Consider the following 16,761-nt stretch of genomic DNA (forward strand, 5'->3'; position numbering starts at 1 on the left):
GTCAGCGCCTGGCCGGGGCCGGTTCGCGCAGCAGCTCCATGACCGCATCGGCCACCGCCTGCGGCTGATCCATCTCGATGTCGTGCGAGCTGTCGGCCACCTGGCGCAGCGTGCCGCGGGTCGAGCTGGCCGTGATGCGCTGCTGCGTCGCCTCGCGCGCGGCCTCCAGCGGCTTGCGCATGGCTTCCGGCGCATCCGCGTAGGTGCCCGAAGCCTGCAGCACCAGCAGCGGCATGTCGCCGTGCGATTCGCTTGCCGGCACCGGCGCGGCGAACACCGACGCGTTCTGCGCCAGCTCCGAGCGCAAGGTATGCCAGAACGCCGGACGCAGCTTGCGCGCACGGTCGGCGGCCGCCACCGCCGCGCTCTGCCACGGCAGCGGTCCGCCGACGCACTGCGCCAGCGCCGGCGGCGGCTGGCCCAGCACGCCCCGCTCGGCGCCCTGCTCGCAGCTGGCGATGAAGGCGTCGCGCTGCGTCGTCAGCGCAGCTTCGTCCTTCGTCCACGATGCCGGCAGGAAACGCGCCTGGCCCTGTGCCGGCGGATCGACCAGCACCATCCCGGCAACGTCGTCCGGATGCTCGCTGGCATAGCGGCGCACGATGTTGCTGCCCAGCGAATGACCCACCAGCAGAAGCGGTGTGTGCAGGCCGGCGGCGCGGATCAGCGCATGCAGGTCGGCGACGTCGGCGGCAAGATCGCGCGGCAACGGGCCCTCGTCGCTGAAGCCGTAGCCGGCGCGGTCATAGGCACACACGCGCGCATGCGTTTCCAGCAACGGCTGCACGCGGAACCAGCTCTGCGAATCGGCATGCGCCCCGGCCTCCAGCAATACGGTCACCGGCCCGCTGCCGCTGCAGCGCAGGTTGAGGCTGCGCCCGTGATCGATGGCGATGCGCTGGCCGGGCCTGGCGTAGCTGTCCGGCGTGGTCGCTGGCGCCGGCGGAGCCGCCGTCGCGGCGGTTGCAATGAACAGTCCGCTGCAGGCCAGGCCAAGAAGTCCCGCGTGTCGATGTTTCATGTGCTGATCCGGTTCGAGATCAGGCATGGGACCGGGGCGACGAAAGGAAGTTCGCGTGTGGAAATCGGGAGGCCGGGGACGACCTGAGCGGGCCGCTGGCCGAGGTTCAGCTGCGCAACCTCGGCACGCCGTGCTGGTCGCGCTCCTCCACCGCAATGACGGTGGTGTCGATGGCGCCGCCGGTGCGGCTGCGGGTGTCGCGCACGGCTTCGCCGCGGGTCATCGCCAGTGCGTTGCGATAACAGCGCTGCGCTTCGGCGGCGTCGCCCTGACCGGCGAACGTGTCGCCGAGGGCTTCCCACGCGCCGGCGACGGGCTCCAGCGCCAGCGAGCGTTCGAGGTATTGGCGGGCCTTGCCCCACAGTTTCAGGCGCACGCACATGCGGCCCAGGGCGAGCAGCAGGTGGGCGTCGTTCGGGTGGACGTCGAGCCAGGCTTCGGCGCGGCGCAGGCGCGGTTCGAGATCGTCGCCGGCAAGCAGGCCCCAGGTCTCGATCAAGCGCGGCGACCATTCACGGCGCAGTGCCGACTCCAGTTCGTCCATCGCCGGCAGCATCAGTCCGAAGAACGCGGCGCGGCGCGCATAGGCGTCGACCACGGTCGGCGGGCGGCGCTGCGCTTTCGGCAACTGCGACCACAGCGTGTTCAGCGCGGCGCCGTCCGGCGCGGCCTGCAAGGTATCGGCCAGGATCTGCGTTTCCAGTGCCGCGTACGCGCGACTGCCGAGCGCGCCGCTCTTCTGCAGCGGCTCCAGCGCGGTGCGCGCGCGGCGCAGATCGCCGCTTTCGCGAGCCGCCTGCGCCAGCTCGCGCCAACCGCCGGGAGTGAGCGTGCCCTTGTCCGCTTCCGGCGCCAGCAGCGCCAGCGCTTCGGCCGGCTTGCCCTCGCGCCGCAGCAGGCGGGCGCGCAACACGCGGGCCGCCTGCGGAACGTATTGCGAAGCCCGATCGAGCGACTCCAGCGCGCGGGCGGACTCGCCGCGGCGCGACGCGGCTTCGGCTGCGGCGAGCAGGGCCGGGCCGCGCAGGCTTTCCAGCCGCGAGGCGCGATTGAGGTCGCGCTCGGCGTCGCCGTGGCGGCCTTCGATCAGTGCCACCAGACCTTCGCCCAGGCGCTGCTGGCTGAGCCGGCGATGGCGCCGCGAGAGTGCGCCGAACGGCCAGCGCAGCAGGCTCCACGCCAGGCTGAGCACGGCCCACGCGAGCAGCCACAGCACCACCGCGGCAATCACCGTGGTCTCGACGCGCCAGCCGCGCATGCGCAGCAGGACGTAGCCCGGGTCTTCGGCCACCCAGTGCCAGCCGAACGCGGCCACGGCCGCCACGATGACCAGCAGCAACAGCCAGCGCCACAGCCTCATGGCTGCACTCCACCCCGGCGTGCCGCCGGAACGGCAGGCTTCGCCGCGGACTGGGCCGGCGCGGGCGCAAGCGCGTGCACCGCGCGCAGGTTGCGCAACTCGCGCAAGGCCGCACCCAGTTCCACCGCGCTGTCGGCAGGTCGTTGCTCCTGCAGCTTCTTCAGCGCGGCGCGGGCTTGCTGCACCGAATTCGCGTCGCCATCGAACTGGCTCGTCAGGCTGGCCTGCACCCGCTGCAATGCCGCGGCATAGGCGATGCCGTCGTGGGCGAGCAGATCGGCCTGCGCCTGCGCCAGGTCGAGCGCGGCCAGCTCGCGCGCGAAGCGGGCATCAGCCACCGCCAGCGGCGCACCGTTGTCGCGACGCACGCTGACCACGCTGCCGAGCGCGCGGCGGATGCGCGACCAGACGTCGGTGGCCTGCGCGGCGGCGGGGGTGTCGAGTGGCTTCAGCGGCAGTTCGCCGATCGTGCCGCGCAGCGCCTGCAACTGCTGCAGCAGCCCGGCCTGGTCGGTCGGCTGGCTCTTCAGCAGGGCTTCGCGCTCGGCCTGGATATCCTGGCGCACGCCACTGAAGGCGCCGTCATTGACCGCCGCCAGGGTCTGGTCGGCCAGCTCGTAGGCGGCAGCGGCCGCTGGTGCGTCGTGGAACAGGCGATAGCGCTCGGCGCCCATGCGCAGCAGCGAGTCGGTTTCGTCCAGCAGCATGGCGTCGTGGCCGGAGAGGCTCTTCTCCGCCAGCTTGGCCACGGCATCTTCCAGGTTGCGGATGCGTTCGCTCTGGCCCAGCAATTCTTCGCGCAGCGACCGGTTGACTGCCGCCGCGTCGTCCACGCGCTGATCGAGGCTGGCACGCTGGTCGGCCAGCGCACCCACGCGTGATTCGATGCCCTCTGCGCGCTGCTGCAAGGCCGCCACGCCCTGGCGGTCGGCGTTGCTGCCGCGCTGCTGTTGCCATTGCTGCCAGCCGACCCATGCGGCGGCGGCCAGCGCCAGCAGCGACAGGATCAGGGCGAATGCCAAGGTGCCGCCACCACGTGACTGCGGCGCGCGGCCGGCGGGCGCCGGGCGCGAGCGCGGCGGGTCGACGATCACCGGATCGGGCTGCACGTCCCGCGACGAGGCCGGGGTCCTGGCTGCCGCGGCGAGCGGCTCGGTGGGTTCATCTGGCTGGCTCATGGCTCGCATGCTAGCAGGCCATACGCCTGCGTTCGTAGCGCCTGCGCGTGAAGAGCGCCTCAACGCGCGGCAGCGGCCAGCATGTCGTCGGCCAGCGCCGAGGCCGCCTGCACGACGCGACGAAACCCGGCCGCACGCGCGGCCGCGGCCAGCCGTTCGCTGCTCACCACGGCGGTGGCGGCACACAGGCGCTGCCGCGCCGGCGGGGGCAGCAAGCTGCAGAGGTTGTGCAGCGCCTCCTGGCTGGACAGCAGCACGCGCGCCGAACGCGGCAGTACCTGCAGCGCCGCGGTGTGGCGGCGATCGAGCCGCGGCGGCACGCGACGATAGACCTGCACTTCGCGCAGGCATGCACCGCGTGCGGCGAGTTCGCGGCGCAGCACGCCGCGGCCACCCGGCGCGCCGATCAGCGCCACGCGGCGATCGCGCAATGCCTGCAATGCCGGATGCGCGAGCAGGCCTTCGCTGTCCTGCTGGTCAGGACACAGCGGCTGCTTCACCCCATGCCGGCGCAGCGCACGCGCAGTGCCCTGCCCCACCGCCAGCACGGTCGACCGCGTGCGCAGCGCAACGAGCGCCGCTGCGTGATGCACGGCCGCGGGGCTGGTGAAGATCACCAGTTCGTCGGCGAGCGCCTCGCGCAGCTGCGCACGCACGGCCGCCGGATCGTCCGCTGCGCGCAGCGCCAGGCCGGGCAGCGACAACGGCACGCCACCGAGCGCGCGCACGCGACGCGACAAGGCCGCAGCGGTGCCCACCGGGCGGGTGATGACGAGCACCCGGGCGCGCAAGGCGCCGACTCTCGTCAGTGCCTGCGGGTGCGTTCGCGTGTCGGGTCGATGGTCCGGCATGGCTGCAGTGTAGCGGCGGCCCTACACTGTGGAGTTTTCCCCCACCTCATCGAGCCACGTGGATACCCTTTCCGACAACGATGACGCGCAGCGCCTGATCCGGTTCATCCGCGACGAAATCCCGCTGGCCCGCGCAATGGACCTGCGATTGCAGCACCACGACGCCGACATGCTGAGTCTGTGCGCGCCGTTGCCGCCGAACGTCAACGACAAGGGCTGCGCGTTCGGCGGCAGCCTGGTCAGCCTGATGACGCTGAGCGGCTGGGCACTGGTTGAACTGGCGCTGCGCCGGCGCGGCATCGACTGCGACGTGTTCGTCGCCGAATCCGGCGTGCGCTACCTCGCGCCGCTGTGGCAGGACTTCTGCAGCGAGGCGCGGCTCGCGCCCGACGCACGGTGGGACACCTTCTTCGACACGCTGGCCGCGCGCGGACGTGCCCGCATCGCGGTCGAATGCATCGTTCCCGGCACCGACGGCCAGCCCGCGGCCACACTGGCGGCGCGTTTCGTGGCCAAGCGGCGCGAGCCGACCCTGCCGGCTTGAATGAGGCAGAATGGCCCGGCCACCGCCAAGGAGAACCACCCATGCGCCGTATCCCGCAGCTCCTGCTGGTGTTGTCGCTCCTGCTGCTGGCCGCCTGCGCCACGCAGGAACGCAGCCGCTCGCTGACCACCACCTTGTCGGCCTATGCCGGCACGCTGCGCTGGGGCGATTTCGCCAGTGCCGCGCAGTTCATCGACCCGAAGATCCGTGCCGAACACCCGCTGAGCGAACTGGACCGCGCGCGCTACAAGCAGGTGCGCGTCACCGAGTACGACGACGGCAGCGGCCCGGTGCCGCTCGGCCCGACCGAGGTGCAGCAGACGGTGCGGATCAGCGTGGTCAACATCCACACCCAGGCCGAGCGCAGCGTGATCGACCGCCAGACCTGGCATTACGACGAGCAGACCAGGCATTGGTGGCTGACCAGCGGGCTGCCGGACATCACCCGCGAATGAGCGCAGGCGCCGGCTGCCGCACGCAACCCGTATAATCGCGGGTTTACCCGAACCGGCGCCGCGCGGCGCGCCGATGGACTGACGATGAACGATTTCCTGCACCAGCTGCCTGCCTTTGTCGGCAACCATGTCGCCCTGTCGGTGCTGTTCGTGATCCTGCTGGTGGCCTTGCTGGTCATCCAGGCGCGGATCATGTTCAGCAAGATCAAGGAACTGAGCCCGGCCGCGCTCACCGGCCTGATCAACCGCGAGAATCCGCTGCTGATCGACCTGTCCGCGCTGGCGGACTTCGAGAAGATGCACGTGCCCGGTGCGAAGCACGTGGCGATGAGCCAGTTCGACCCGGAAAAGAAGGATCTCGCCGCCGCGAAGTCCCTGCCGGTCGTGCTGATGGACAAGGACGGTCGCGGCAATGCGGCCAAGGCCGCGCAGCGCCTGCTCAAGGCCGGCTTCGAGCACGTGCACACCCTCGGCGGCGGCGTGCTGGCCTGGCACGCGGCGCAGTTGCCGGTGGCCAAAGGCAACAAGTAGCAGGAGCAAGTGGAGAGGAGTGAGAAGTGAGAGAAAGCGGGGTTGTCCTCTCTTTTCTCACTCCTCTTCACCCGCTTCTAGCCATCATGGATGCCGGCGCGGCTGGCGATGATCTGCGCCAGCACGTCGGGCGCGTATTCGAACGAGTCGTAGTAGAGCCGATCCTCCGGCAGGCCGGCGGCGAGGAAGCTCGGGTGCGCAGCGTCGATCATCGCCGGCGGGCCGCTCATGTAGAGGTCGTGACCCGACAGGTCGGGCCAGTCGGCCAGCACTGCCTCATGCACGAGGCCCGTGCGCAGGCCGTCAGCGCGCGCGGCGTCGGACACCACCGGATGGAAGTCGAGGCCGGGCACGTCACGCGCCCACTGCGCGGCCAGCTCGCGCAGGTACAACTCGTCGGCGCTGCGTGCGCCCCAGTAGAGCCGGATCGGGCGGCGCGTGCCCAGCGCGATGAAGTGCTCGATGATTGCCTTGACCGGCGCGAAGCCGGTACCGCCGGCCATGAAGATCATCGGCCGTTCGGAATCCTCGCGCGGCACGAAGGTGCCCAGCGGCCCCTCCACGCGCAGGCGGTCGCCGACCTGCAGGGCATCGTTGACCCATGAAGTGAAGCCGCCGCCGGCGACGTGACGAACGTGCAGTTCGAGGCTGCCGTCCGGCTGCGGCCGGTTGGCGATCGAGAACGGCCGATGCCGGCCGTCTTCAAGCACCACGTCCAAATACTGGCCGGGCAGCCGGCGCAGGCGCCGTTCGCCGCGTTCGGGGCGCAGGCGCACGCCGATCACGTCGGGGGCCAGGCGCCACTTGTCGACCACTTCCACCCCCAGCTGGCGCCGCACGATGTCCTCCACCGAGGGCACTTCGCGCGCTTCCAGCAGCAGGTCGGTGACCGGCACGGCCTGGCACAAGAGCACCGCGTGATGGGCCACCGCATCGGCGCTCAGCGCCAGCGGCGGGTTGCGCGGGTATTCGCAGCGCCCCTGCAGCACGGTGGCCTTGCAACTGCCGCAGACGCCGGCGCGGCAGGAATACGGCAACGCCACGCCCGCGCGCTGCGCCGCTTCCAGCACGGTCTCGCCGATGGCCACGGGGAACTGCCGGCCGGAGGATTTCAGGGTAACGATGGGCACCGGCAGCATTGTCGCCGTGAACGCGACAGACAACAATGCGGGCTCGCCGCACGGGAATCGACGATGAGCCTCTGGAAACAACCCACCGACCTGGCCCGCCTCAACGGCTGGAGCGCCAACACGATGATGGAGACGCTGGGCATCCGCATCACCGCGGTCGGCGACGACTGGCTGCAAGGCACCATGCCGGTCGACGCGCGCACCCACCAGCCCTACGGCCTGCTGCACGGCGGCGCCTCGGTGGCGCTGGCCGAGACCCTGGGCAGCACCGCGGCGATGCTTACGCTGGACCCGGACCAGGAGCTGGCGGTGGGCCTGGACATCAACGCCAACCACATCCGCGGCGTGCGCTCGGGCACCGTCACCGGCACCGCCAGGGTGCTGCACATCGGCCGCACCACCCAGGTGTGGGAGATCCGCATCGAGAACGAGGACGGCGCGCTGGTGTGCATCTCGCGCATCACCATGGCGGTGATCGCCGCGCGCGGCATGGGCACCAGATAATGCGACCTGCTCCCGATGACTCTCATTGGAGCATCGTCATTCCCGCGAGAGCGGGAGACGCTTTTTCAACAGACGAATGTCTGGTCATCCGCTGTCTTTTACCTCGTGAACCCATGGATTCCCGCTTTCGCGGGAATGACGACCGGTGCGCACCGGTGAGATCGGCACTCCCGCCGACATGACCGCCGACGCGCCCTACGCCAGCCTCACCCCCGACCTGGTGCTCGATGCCGTGAGCGCCTGCGGGTTGTGGCCGGACGGACGCCTGCTAGCGCTGAACAGTTACGAGAACCGGGTCTGGCAGGTGGGCCTGGAAGACTCGCCGCCGGTGATCGCGAAGTTCTACCGGCCCGGCCGCTGGAGCGATGCGGCGATCATCGAGGAGCACACGTTCGCGCAGGAGCTGGCCGAGGCCGAATTGCCGGTGGTCGCGCCGTTGGCATTCGACGGCCGCACCCTGCTGCTGCACGGCGGCTTCCGTTACGCGCTGACGCCGCGCCGCGGCGGCCGCGCCCCCGAACTGGAAGCCGTCGACCAGCTGCAGTGGCTGGGCCGGTTGATCGCGCGCATGCACGTGGTGGGCGCGCGTGCGCCGTTCGTCCACCGCGGCCGGCTCGATCGCGACACCATGGTGCAGCAGCCGCTGTGCGCGGTGCTCGACTCGTCGCTGCTGCCGACCTCGCTGCAGGGGAACTACCGCGCGGCAGCGACTCGCCTGGATGCCGCCATCGCCGCGCGCCTGGAGGCGGTCGGCCCGGTGCGCCAGCTGCGCCTGCACGGCGACTGCCACCCCGGCAACGTGCTGTGGACCGACGCCGGACCGCATTTCGTCGACCTCGACGACGCCCGCACCGGCCCGGCGGTGCAGGACTTGTGGATGCTGGCCAACGACGAGCGCGCGATGGATGCCGTGCTCGAAGGCTACCGCCAGTTCCGCGATTTCGACGACGGCGAACTGGCGCTGATCCCGGCACTGCGCGCGATGCGCCAGCTGCACTACGCCGGCTGGATCGCCGCACGCTGGCACGATCCGGCGTTTCCTGCCGCGTTCCCCTTCGTCGCCGAATCGCGCTGGTGGGACCAGCACGTCGCCGACCTGCATGAACTGGCCGACGAGCTCGGCGCCCCCTCGTAGGCGCCCGCTCGCGGGCGATGCGGTTCCCGGATTCGGGATGCAGCAGGAACATCGCCCGCGAGCGGGCTCCTACAATCCACCGACTTGCTTTCAGGAGTTTCTTGCATGCGCACCACCTTGTTCCGCCTGATCGGCGTCCTCGAAATCGCCGGCGGCCTGTACGGCGTGGCGGCGATGCTGCGGCGGCTGTTGCCGTTCGGCGCGCATGACGGCGTGATCGCCCTGATCGGCCTGGTGCTGTACGGTTTCGTGCTCGCCGCCGGCGTCCAGCTGGTGGCCGGCACCGAGCATGGCGTGCGGCTGTCGCGCTGGGCGCAGTTGCTGCAATTGCCACTGATCGCCCTGCCGGTGTTCAGCTACGGCCTGCACTGCGGCGCCTTCATCAACGTGTTTGCCACCCTGCAGGCCGCGCCGCGGCTGGGACTGGACTGGCACCTCGGCAGCCAGGGTTTCGTGCTCGCGGTCGCCGGCCCGTCGGTGTCGCGCGTGGGCGTCAATCTGCTCGCCCTGCTCTCCTGGCTGGTGCTGCGCCTGCGCTGACGCACGGGAGTAGGGCGGGCACCGCCCGCCGGTCTTTCCCCCAAAGCGGCGGGCAGTGCCCGCCCTACGCTCCGAAGAGGGACCCGGCCAGCGGCTATCATGCGCGGATGAATACGCCCGCAGCGCTTCCCGTCATCCGCCTGAAATCCGATCGTGCTCCCGGCCACCCGTGGGTATGGTCGGCGCAGCTGCACAAGCCCGAGTCAAAGCTGCCGCCGGGCAGCGTGGTCGAGGTGCAGGATGCGAAGGGGCGTTTCGTCGGCCGTGCATTCTGGAACGGCCATGCGCGCATTGCCCTTCGCCTGCTGGACACGCATCCGGATGCCGTGATCGACGCCGACTGGATCGCCGCGCGCATCGCCCGCGCGGTGCAGCTGCGCCGCCAGTGGCTGCAGCTCGACGAGGTCAGCGATGCCTGGCGCGTGGTGCACAGCGAAGGCGACGACCTTTCCGGCCTGATCGTCGATCGCTACGCCAACGTCATCGTCATCGAATACTTCGCTGCCGGCATGTGGCGTTTTCGCGAAGCGATCCACGCCGCCCTGCTCACCCACTTCCCCGGCGCGCAGCTGTACTGGTTCGCCGAGTCGCACGTGCAGAAGCAGGAGTCGTTCGACTGTCGCAGCCCCGAGGTGCCGGCGCCGTTCGAGGTGCACGAACACGGCCTGCGCTTCCACGCCGCGCCGGGGCTCGGCCACAAGACCGGCTTCTTCGCCGACCAGCGCGACAACCGCAAGCGCTTCGCCGAGCTGGCGAAAGGCCGCCGCGTGCTCGACCTGTGCTGCAACGCCGGCGGCTTCGCCGTGCACGCGATGGCCTGCGGTGCGCGCGAGGCGGTCGGCGTGGACCTGGACGCGGGCATCCTGGAAGTCGCCCGCGCGAATGCGGAAGCGAACCAGGTCGCGGTGACGTTCGAGCAATCCGACATCTTCGACTGGGTGCGCGCCGCCGTCGCGCGCGGCGAGAAGTACGACGCGGTGATCCTCGACCCGGCCAAGCTCACCCGCGACCGCAGCAAGGTGATGGACGCGCTGAAGAAGTACTTCGCGATGAACCGCATGGCGCTGGACATCATCCCGTCCGGCGGCCTGCTGCTGACCTGCTCGTGCACCGGCCTGGTCGGCGAAGGCGAGTTCCTGGAGATGCTGCGCCGGGTGGCGCTCAACGCCGGCCGCACGATCCAGGTGCTGGAAGTGCGCGGCGCCGGCGCCGACCACCCGTTCCGCACCGACGTGCCGGAAGGGCGCTACCTGAAGGCGGTGTTCTGCCGGGTGGATTGAGGGATTCCGGCTTTTTTCTGCAACAACGCGGCGCGGGTCAGGATTTGCGCGGCAGCCGGCCGCGCAACGAGGCGGCGTCGAACGGGCCGGGCTCGGCGATCAGCGCGCGCGCCGCGTCCACCTGGTCCCACGTGTTCCACAGCAGCACGCCGCGCACGCGCCCACCGTCGAGGTAATACACCACGCCTTCGCGGTTCGGTTCGCGCCAGTCCTCGACCACTTCCAGCCGCGTATCGAGCAGGCCCACCGCCTCGTAACCCAGGTCGAACAGGTCGGAGTAGAAGAACGGCTGGGTGACGTACTCATCCGCGATCCCGGCCATCGCGCGGCCGGCGAGCCGGCCCATGCCGACGGCGGCGTCCTCGTGCTCCACGCGCATCCGGCGATCCAGGCTCACGCTGTGGAAATTGGCCACGTCGCCGGCGGCCCAGATGTCCGGATCGCTGGTGCGCAGCTGCGCATCGACCAGGATGCCGTTGTCCACCGCCAGCCCCGCCTGTTCGGCCAGCGCGACGTTCGGCGTCACGCCGATGCCGGCCACGGCGGCCTCCACGCGCAGCAACGTGCCGTCGGACAGGCTCAGCTCCACGCCGCCATCCGTGGGATTGCTGCCGGTGACCTGCGCGCCGGGTCGCACGTCCACGCCATGGCGCGCAAAGTAGTCGGTGATGAAACGCGCCAGTCCCTCGGGATAACGTCCTGCCCCCAGCAGCTCGCCGGGAAACAGCAGGCTGACCTTGCAACCCAGCGCGGCCAGCGAGGCAGCCAGTTCGCAGCCGATGAAGCCGCCGCCGATCACCGCGATGTACGCGCCGGGCTGCGCGAAACCGTGCAGCGCCTGGTAATCCGCCAGCGTGCGGTAATGGATCAGCCGCTTGCCGCCCTCGAACGGCAGCTGCCGCGGCGTGGCACCGGTGGCCAGCAGCAGGCGGCGATAGCGGTAGGTGTCGCCGCGGTCGTCGCGCGCGACGCGGGTGGCGCGGTCGAGCGATTCGATCCGCCGGCCGAGATGCAGGGTGGCGCCGCTGGCCGCGGTGGCCAGGTCGACGTCGGCGGGCGACTTGTCGCCCTTCCACAGCCCCTTGCTGAGCGGCGGGCGCTGGTACGGCGCAGAGGTCTCGTCGCCGACCAGGCCGACGTCGGCCGCCGGATCGACCTCGCGGATCGCCTTGGCGGCCGCATCGGCGGCCATGCCTGCGCCGATGATCAGGTAATCGTGGACATGTTCCATGACCTTCTCCTTGAACAAGCACTCCGCCCATCATGCACCACGCCCGCCATTCCAGCGTGAAACGCCGGCGCAGGCCATGAGACGGCTCGACGTACACTGGATGCATCGAACCCGGGAAACGTTCCATGCCACTCAACGAGATCCTGCAGATCGTCCTCGTCATCCTGCTTGTGCTGGTGCTGCTGTTGCAGCTCGTCACGGTGCTGCGCGGCCGCGACGGCGCGGGCGTGAGCGCCAAACTGGATGCGCTGAAGGACGACAGTGCCCGGGTCGAGCGCACCCTGCGCGAGGAGCAACGCGCCGGTCGGGAGGAGTTGCAACAGGGTTTCGACCGTTTCCGCGGCCATGTGGGGGAGCAGCTCGGCGGCATGTCGCAGCAGCAGGCCGAGCGCATCGAGGGCTTCGGCCAGCGCCTGGCTGCGCTCACCGACGGCACCAGCCAGGGTCTGCAGACCCTGGCGCAGCAACTCGCGGAGGACGCGCGCAAGAGCCGCGCGGAGACCACGCTCGCGCTCAACCGCTTCGGCGAACAGCAGCAGCAGCGCCTCGCCGCACTCAGCGCCGAACACGAGAAGCGCATGGGCGAGGTGCGCGCCACGCTGGAGGCCAAGCTCGGCGCGATCCAGCAGGACAACGCGGCCAAGCTGGAGCAGATGCGCGCCACCGTGGACGAGAAGCTGCACGCCACGCTGGAAAATCGCCTCGGCGAATCGTTCAAGCTGGTCTCCGAACGACTGGAGGCCGTGCAGCGCGGCCTTGGCGAGATGCAGGGCCTGGCCGTCGGCGTGGGCGACCTCAAGCGCGTGCTGGGCAACGTGAAGACCCGCGGCGTGCTGGGCGAGACCCAGCTCGGCGCGCTGCTCGAACAGCTGCTGACGCCCGACCAGTACGCGGTCAACGTGGCCGTCGCACCCAACTCAGACGCGCGGGTGGAGTACGCCATCCACATGCCCAACGGCGTCGATGGCGCCGCGCTGTGGTTGCCGATCGACGCGAAGTTTCCGCTCGAGGACTACCAGCGCCTGCAGGAAGCTCACGAGAACGCCAATGCCGCGGCCGCCGCCGATGCCGCCAACGCGCTGGAACGGCGCGTGCGCGAGGAGGCCAAGCGCATCCGCAGCAAATACGTGGTGCCGCCGCATACGGTGGATTTCGCCATCCTGTTCCTGCCGACCGAAGGCCTGTTCGCCGAAGTGCTGCGGCGGCCGGGCCTGTTCGAGTCGCTGCAGCGCGAACACCACATCACCGTGGCCGGACCGACCACGCTGGCGGCGATCCTGACCAGCCTCAAGGCCGGTTTCCGCACGCTGGCGATCGAGAAGCGCAGCAGCGAGGTGTGGCAGCTGCTGGGTGCGGTCAAGACCGAGTTCGGCAAGTTCGGTGCCGTGCTGGACAAGGTCAAGAAGAATCTGGACCAGGCCAGCAACCAGATCGATGCGACCGGCGTGCGCACGCGCGCGATCGAACGCAGGCTGCGCGGCGTCGAAACACTGCCCGGCGAAGTCAGCCAGCAACTTCTCGATACCGCCCCCGCCACGGAGGACGGCGACGAACCGACGGCCGACTGAACCTCAGCGTCGCCAGCGGAACACGTCCTCCACCCCCACGCCGAACGCATGGGCAATACGGAAGGCCAGCTCCAGCGACGGCGCGTATTTGCCGCCTTCCAGCGCGATCACCGTCTGCCGCGTGATCCCGCAGGCATCGGCCAGCGCCTGCTGGGTCATTTCGCCATGCTCGAAGCGCAGCTTGCGGATGCTGTTGTCGATCGGCGTGCCGCTCATGCGCTGCGCCGGTCGTGCCAGTAGGCCATGCCGGTAGCCAGGTATTCCAGCAGGCACGACGCCATCAGGCCGACGATCAGCACGTTGGCGACCGCCATCGGCCGGGCCCAGGCGAGGCGTTCCAGCGGCGAGAACGCGAACATCACGGCCAGGCCGATCACGAACACCGACAAGCCGACCCGCGCCCAACCGCAGGCGCGCGCCTCGATCTGGCGATCGCGCTCGTCCTGTTCCACCGTGTCGCGCCAGCGATGCCGCAGCAACTGCATCACCACCAGCCAGCCGACCACCAGCATGCCGATGTGCCGGCCGATCGCCGAGGCCTCCGGCGCCATCGACCCATCCGCAGCCACCATCTGCGAACCGCGCAGGAGGTAGTAGGCGCCGATGGCCGCGGTGAAGACCAGGCCGATCCAGGCCCGCTGCTCGCCCGGCGACACCGGTGCCGCCGACTCGTCCCGGGCCGCCATCGCGGCGGATTCCTGGAGCGTGGCCCAGAGCAGGTACCAGACCAGCCAGGCGCCACCAAGCACGGCCAGCCCGCCGGGCCAGCCCAGATCCACGTCGGGCAGCACGAACAGCACGTAGAACGCCGCCACGGACAGCGGAACCAGGACGAAGTAGCGCAGGTTGCGCGACATGGTGTCATCTCCATCGGACGTTATGTATGTTATACATTACATCATGTCTTGTCAGACGGACAATGGCCTCCCCGCGCGGGAACCCCGGCGACACAGACGTCATCAGGTTGGGAACGTTAAACTGGCAAATCAGCCATCCCGAGGCCCCCGCATGAACGAAGAGCATCATTCCCAGGAAGTCAGTCAGCAGCAGGCCGAGGACGCGGTGCGTATCCTGCTGCGCTGGGCCGGCGACGACCCCACGCGGGAGGGCCTGCTGGACACGCCCAAGCGGGTGACCAAGGCCTACCGGGACTGGTTCTCGGGCTACGAATCGGACCCGGCGGAGTTCCTGCGGCGCACCTTCGAGGAAGTGGCCGGCTACGACCAGATGGTGGTGCTGCGCGACATCCAGTTCGAGAGCCATTGCGAGCACCACTTGGCGCCGATCATCGGCCGCGCCCACGTCGGCTACATGCCGACCAACCGCGTGGTCGGCATCAGCAAGCTGGCCCGCGTGGTCGACGGCTTCGCACGCCGCCTGCAGGTGCAGGAGAAACTCACCGCGCAGATCGCCCATTGCATCCAGGAAACCCTGCAGCCCAGCGGCGTGGCGGTGGTGATCGACGCCAGCCACCAGTGCATGACCACCCGCGGCGTGCACAAGCGCGGCGTGTCGATGGTGACCAGCCAGATGCTGGGCAGCTTCCGCGACGATGTGCGCACGCGCAACGAGTTCCTGCAGTTCATCGGCATCCACGGCAGCGCCCGCTGAACATGCACCCCCGCTGGTGCGCCGTGCCGCTGCTGTGGCTGGCAGCCCTTGCGCACGCGCAGGATTCACGCGTCGCCTACCTGGGGTTCTTCGATCGCGACGGCGACGGCAAGGTCAGCGTCGCCGAATACGTCCAGTACATGAGCCGCGGCTTCGCGCAGATGGATGCCAACGGCGACGGCGTGCTGGAAACCGACGAGTTGCCGGGCCGCCGCGGCGAGCCGATTTCGCTCCCGGCATTCCAGGACAACCTGCGCCGCCAGTTCCATCGGCTGGACCGCAACCATGACGGCAGCCTGGATGCGCGCGAGTTGACCGCGCCGCCGCGCTGATCCGGCCGGCCTGCTCCGCGCTCACCCCGGCCCGCCGGGATCCACGCCAGGGAAGAAGATCGACTCGATCGGCCGTCCGAACAGGCGCGCGATCTTGAATGCCAGCGGCAGGCTGGGGTCGTACTTGCCGGTCTCGATCGCGTTCACTGTCTGCCGCGACACGTCCAGGCGCTCGGCCAGCTCGGCCTGCGACCATGCCTGTTCGCCGCGCAACTCGCGCAGGCAGTTGTTCATCGGCGGGACTCCGATGTCGATCGGCCCTGCTGCGGGGCGGGCTTGTTGCCCGGCATTTTTCGCAAAGAGGCGAGGCGCCTGCTCACGACGAAGCGGGCCGTCGGATCAACCGCGAGAAAAGGCAAGGCGGATGCCGGCGTGACCGGTTTTCCGGCTGTTCGCAGCCGCGGGCGCAACGGCGAGAGAGGGATTCGCCGCTGGCGAAAGGGGTTCACGGCGGGCTCCGGACGCGCGGGCAATCTTCCCGCCGCGAAGCTATCGGGCCGGCCCAGTAGCGTCAAGTTTACTTGACCAAAGCTAAGCAATCAGACGAGGTGCGGTTGCTCAAGCTTCATATATCAGTACAATTTGTGACGCAGTTCGCACTTTATGTGACGCAATCTGTAGGGGAACGCCGACAAACGCTGCCAATTTTTTGCCCCACGGCAGAAAAGCCACATGGCAGGTCGTGGCGGCGAGGGGGAATCCGGACGATCAGGATGATTGGCATGCCGGTTGCTTTAGCCACCGCAAGCCACGGTAGATCGTGGTCTGCATTTCATCCGGGGGGAATGAATTTAGCCAGAACCCGCCGGTTTACCAGATGCCTTGCCGCCAACGGGCCTTTCCTCGTGCGGCGATGCCGAGATCCCGAAACCATCCATCCAACGAGGAACACCATGAACAAGACTCTGCTTTCCACCGCACTGGTCGCCGTGATCGCCGCCACCGCCTTCGCGCCGACCGCCCAGGCAGCCAACACCGGCACCATCACCATCTCCGGCAAGGTTCTGTCCGACACCTGCACCGTCGCCGTCAATGGCGGCGCCACCGTGGCGCTGCCCACCGTGATGACCGCCAGCCTGGGCACCGTGGGCGCCACCGCCGGCACCACGCCGTTTACCGTTGCGCTGACCGGCTGCGACACCAACACCACCACCGCCGCGATGAGCTTCAGCGGCAGCAACATCGACGCCGGCACCGGCAACCTGAAGAACACCGTCGTCGGCGGCTCCAACGTGCAGATCCAGTTGCTCAATGGCGCCTCCCTGATCAACGCGTCCAGCGGCGCCAATGCTCCGGTGATCAACGTCACCAGCGGCAGCGGCAGCGTGGCCATGAACGCCCGCTACGTCGCCGCCAGCGCCGCGGCCACCGCCGGCCTGGTCGCCTCGACCGTCAACTTCACCCTGAGCTACCAGTAAGCGCGACATCGGCGCGCCGCAGTCGCCATGGCGGCTGCAGCGCGCCGTTTTTTTGCCAGCCGCCACTACCGC

At 69.5% G+C, this 16,761-nt stretch carries 20 protein-coding genes; 11 read left to right on the plus strand and 9 right to left on the minus strand.

Translation table 11 applies throughout. The features are described 5' to 3' along the window. Position 1: 1 nt before the first annotated feature. The 4 genes from ACVCL9_RS11840 to ACVCL9_RS11855 all read right to left on the minus strand — a co-directional run bounded on the left by ACVCL9_RS11840 (position 2) and on the right by ACVCL9_RS11855 (position 4,410). A complete protein-coding gene (locus ACVCL9_RS11840) occupies positions 2–1,021 on the minus strand; it encodes an alpha/beta fold hydrolase (protein WP_447097979.1) in 1,020 nt (339 codons plus the stop codon). A 106-nt stretch (positions 1,022–1,127) separates the two neighbouring features. Continuing rightward, positions 1,128–2,381, minus strand: a complete 1,254-nt coding sequence (locus ACVCL9_RS11845) for a heme biosynthesis HemY N-terminal domain-containing protein (protein ID WP_447097978.1) — start codon at positions 2,379–2,381, stop codon at positions 1,128–1,130. Further along, positions 2,378–3,559 carry a uroporphyrinogen-III C-methyltransferase gene (locus tag ACVCL9_RS11850; RefSeq protein WP_447097977.1) on the minus strand — a complete coding sequence of 394 codons (1,182 nt, stop codon included), beginning with the start codon at positions 3,557–3,559 and terminating at the stop codon, positions 2,378–2,380. Before ACVCL9_RS11850 ends, ACVCL9_RS11845 begins: the two co-directional genes overlap by 4 nt. A 59-nt stretch (positions 3,560–3,618) precedes the next feature. After that, complete coding sequence (locus ACVCL9_RS11855) at positions 3,619–4,410, minus strand: uroporphyrinogen-III synthase (RefSeq protein ID WP_447097976.1); 792 nt, start codon at positions 4,408–4,410, stop codon at positions 3,619–3,621. A gap of 58 nt (positions 4,411–4,468) precedes the next feature. Between ACVCL9_RS11855 and ACVCL9_RS11860 the strand changes: the two genes are divergently transcribed. The 3 genes from ACVCL9_RS11860 (at position 4,469) to ACVCL9_RS11870 (ending at position 5,940) form a co-directional block, all read left to right on the plus strand. Beyond that, positions 4,469–4,954, plus strand: coding sequence for a YiiD C-terminal domain-containing protein (locus ACVCL9_RS11860; protein ID WP_395120313.1), 486 nt, complete (start codon positions 4,469–4,471; stop codon positions 4,952–4,954). Between the two features lie 41 nt (positions 4,955–4,995). Beyond that, positions 4,996–5,409 (plus strand): hypothetical protein, encoded by a 414-nt coding sequence (locus ACVCL9_RS11865; protein ID WP_447097975.1) that lies wholly within the window; start codon positions 4,996–4,998, stop codon positions 5,407–5,409. 84 nt (positions 5,410–5,493) lie between these two features. After that, complete coding sequence (locus tag ACVCL9_RS11870) at positions 5,494–5,940, plus strand: rhodanese-like domain-containing protein (protein ID WP_447097974.1); 447 nt, start codon at positions 5,494–5,496, stop codon at positions 5,938–5,940. A gap of 77 nt (positions 5,941–6,017) precedes the next feature. On the opposite strand, the gene ACVCL9_RS11875 is transcribed toward ACVCL9_RS11870, so the two are convergent. Further along, complete coding sequence (locus ACVCL9_RS11875; protein ID WP_447099519.1) at positions 6,018–7,079, minus strand: 2Fe-2S iron-sulfur cluster-binding protein; 1,062 nt, start codon at positions 7,077–7,079, stop codon at positions 6,018–6,020. A 54-nt stretch (positions 7,080–7,133) separates the two neighbouring features. On the opposite strand from ACVCL9_RS11875, the gene ACVCL9_RS11880 reads away from it, so the two are divergent. The 4 genes from ACVCL9_RS11880 (at position 7,134) to ACVCL9_RS11895 (ending at position 10,529) form a co-directional block, all read left to right on the plus strand. Further along, positions 7,134–7,574 (plus strand): hotdog fold thioesterase, encoded by a 441-nt coding sequence (locus tag ACVCL9_RS11880; protein ID WP_395120316.1) that lies wholly within the window; start codon positions 7,134–7,136, stop codon positions 7,572–7,574. A gap of 178 nt (positions 7,575–7,752) precedes the next feature. Continuing rightward, positions 7,753–8,709, plus strand: coding sequence for a serine/threonine protein kinase (locus ACVCL9_RS11885; protein ID WP_447099518.1), 957 nt, complete (start codon positions 7,753–7,755; stop codon positions 8,707–8,709). 105 nt (positions 8,710–8,814) lie between these two features. Then, the gene (locus ACVCL9_RS11890; RefSeq protein ID WP_447097973.1) at positions 8,815–9,249 is read left to right on the plus strand and encodes a hypothetical protein; all 435 of its coding nucleotides are present in this window, start codon (positions 8,815–8,817) and stop codon (positions 9,247–9,249) included. Between the two features lie 107 nt (positions 9,250–9,356). Next, positions 9,357–10,529: a class I SAM-dependent rRNA methyltransferase gene (locus tag ACVCL9_RS11895; protein ID WP_447097972.1), complete on the plus strand. Its 1,173-nt coding sequence runs from the start codon at positions 9,357–9,359 to the stop codon at positions 10,527–10,529. 37 nt (positions 10,530–10,566) lie between these two features. On the opposite strand, the gene ACVCL9_RS11900 is transcribed toward ACVCL9_RS11895, so the two are convergent. Then, positions 10,567–11,760 carry an NAD(P)/FAD-dependent oxidoreductase gene (locus ACVCL9_RS11900; protein ID WP_447097971.1) on the minus strand — a complete coding sequence of 398 codons (1,194 nt, stop codon included), beginning with the start codon at positions 11,758–11,760 and terminating at the stop codon, positions 10,567–10,569. 125 nt (positions 11,761–11,885) lie between these two features. Between ACVCL9_RS11900 and rmuC the strand changes: the two genes are divergently transcribed. Then, positions 11,886–13,328, plus strand: coding sequence for a DNA recombination protein RmuC (gene rmuC / locus ACVCL9_RS11905; protein ID WP_447097970.1), 1,443 nt, complete (start codon positions 11,886–11,888; stop codon positions 13,326–13,328). Positions 13,329–13,331: 3 nt separating this feature from the next. On the opposite strand, the gene ACVCL9_RS11910 is transcribed toward rmuC, so the two are convergent. Next, a complete protein-coding gene (locus ACVCL9_RS11910; RefSeq protein WP_395120321.1) occupies positions 13,332–13,544 on the minus strand; it encodes a helix-turn-helix transcriptional regulator in 213 nt (70 codons plus the stop codon). Then, the gene (locus tag ACVCL9_RS11915) at positions 13,541–14,185 is read right to left on the minus strand and encodes a hypothetical protein (protein ID WP_447097969.1); all 645 of its coding nucleotides are present in this window, start codon (positions 14,183–14,185) and stop codon (positions 13,541–13,543) included. The genes ACVCL9_RS11910 and ACVCL9_RS11915 overlap by 4 nt, the downstream gene beginning before the upstream one ends. 151 nt (positions 14,186–14,336) lie before the next feature. Here ACVCL9_RS11915 and folE point away from each other — a divergent pair, with 151 nt between their 5' ends. Together folE and ACVCL9_RS11925 are read left to right on the plus strand one after the other, a co-directional pair. After that, positions 14,337–14,939 carry a GTP cyclohydrolase I FolE gene (folE, locus tag ACVCL9_RS11920; protein ID WP_395120323.1) on the plus strand — a complete coding sequence of 201 codons (603 nt, stop codon included), beginning with the start codon at positions 14,337–14,339 and terminating at the stop codon, positions 14,937–14,939. A gap of 2 nt (positions 14,940–14,941) precedes the next feature. Then, entirely contained in the window at positions 14,942–15,271 is a 330-nt protein-coding gene (locus tag ACVCL9_RS11925) for an EF-hand domain-containing protein (protein WP_447097968.1), read from the plus strand. 21 nt (positions 15,272–15,292) lie between these two features. Here the strand turns inward: ACVCL9_RS11925 and ACVCL9_RS11930 are convergent, their stop codons facing one another. Further along, positions 15,293–15,505, minus strand: coding sequence for a helix-turn-helix transcriptional regulator (locus ACVCL9_RS11930; RefSeq protein WP_447097967.1), 213 nt, complete (start codon positions 15,503–15,505; stop codon positions 15,293–15,295). 659 nt (positions 15,506–16,164) lie between these two features. Here ACVCL9_RS11930 and ACVCL9_RS11935 point away from each other — a divergent pair. After that, the gene (locus ACVCL9_RS11935; RefSeq protein ID WP_395120326.1) at positions 16,165–16,689 is read left to right on the plus strand and encodes a fimbrial protein; all 525 of its coding nucleotides are present in this window, start codon (positions 16,165–16,167) and stop codon (positions 16,687–16,689) included. Positions 16,690–16,761: the final 72 nt, after the last annotated feature.

Source organism: Rhodanobacter sp. UC4438_H5 (genome assembly GCF_052978405.1).

Coding starts and splice junctions, on each gene's coding strand:
- ACVCL9_RS11840 (WP_447097979.1), bottom strand. CDS start 1,021: ATGAAACATCGACACGCGGGACTTCTTGGCCTGGCCTGCAGCGGACTG.
- ACVCL9_RS11845 (WP_447097978.1), bottom strand. CDS start 2,381: ATGAGGCTGTGGCGCTGGCTGTTGCTGCTGGTCATCGTGGCGGCCGTG.
- ACVCL9_RS11850 (WP_447097977.1), bottom strand. CDS start 3,559: ATGAGCCAGCCAGATGAACCCACCGAGCCGCTCGCCGCGGCAGCCAGG.
- ACVCL9_RS11855 (WP_447097976.1), bottom strand. CDS start 4,410: ATGCCGGACCATCGACCCGACACGCGAACGCACCCGCAGGCACTGACG.
- ACVCL9_RS11865 (WP_447097975.1), top strand. CDS start 4,996: ATGCGCCGTATCCCGCAGCTCCTGCTGGTGTTGTCGCTCCTGCTGCTG.
- ACVCL9_RS11870 (WP_447097974.1), top strand. CDS start 5,494: ATGAACGATTTCCTGCACCAGCTGCCTGCCTTTGTCGGCAACCATGTC.
- ACVCL9_RS11875 (WP_447099519.1), bottom strand. CDS start 7,079: ATGCTGCCGGTGCCCATCGTTACCCTGAAATCCTCCGGCCGGCAGTTC.
- ACVCL9_RS11880 (WP_395120316.1), top strand. CDS start 7,134: ATGAGCCTCTGGAAACAACCCACCGACCTGGCCCGCCTCAACGGCTGG.
- ACVCL9_RS11885 (WP_447099518.1), top strand. CDS start 7,753: ATGACCGCCGACGCGCCCTACGCCAGCCTCACCCCCGACCTGGTGCTC.
- ACVCL9_RS11890 (WP_447097973.1), top strand. CDS start 8,815: ATGCGCACCACCTTGTTCCGCCTGATCGGCGTCCTCGAAATCGCCGGC.
- ACVCL9_RS11895 (WP_447097972.1), top strand. CDS start 9,357: ATGAATACGCCCGCAGCGCTTCCCGTCATCCGCCTGAAATCCGATCGT.
- ACVCL9_RS11900 (WP_447097971.1), bottom strand. CDS start 11,760: ATGGAACATGTCCACGATTACCTGATCATCGGCGCAGGCATGGCCGCC.
- rmuC (WP_447097970.1), top strand. CDS start 11,886: ATGCCACTCAACGAGATCCTGCAGATCGTCCTCGTCATCCTGCTTGTG.
- ACVCL9_RS11910 (WP_395120321.1), bottom strand. CDS start 13,544: ATGAGCGGCACGCCGATCGACAACAGCATCCGCAAGCTGCGCTTCGAG.
- ACVCL9_RS11915 (WP_447097969.1), bottom strand. CDS start 14,185: ATGTCGCGCAACCTGCGCTACTTCGTCCTGGTTCCGCTGTCCGTGGCG.
- folE (WP_395120323.1), top strand. CDS start 14,337: ATGAACGAAGAGCATCATTCCCAGGAAGTCAGTCAGCAGCAGGCCGAG.
- ACVCL9_RS11925 (WP_447097968.1), top strand. CDS start 14,942: ATGCACCCCCGCTGGTGCGCCGTGCCGCTGCTGTGGCTGGCAGCCCTT.
- ACVCL9_RS11930 (WP_447097967.1), bottom strand. CDS start 15,505: ATGAACAACTGCCTGCGCGAGTTGCGCGGCGAACAGGCATGGTCGCAG.
- ACVCL9_RS11935 (WP_395120326.1), top strand. CDS start 16,165: ATGAACAAGACTCTGCTTTCCACCGCACTGGTCGCCGTGATCGCCGCC.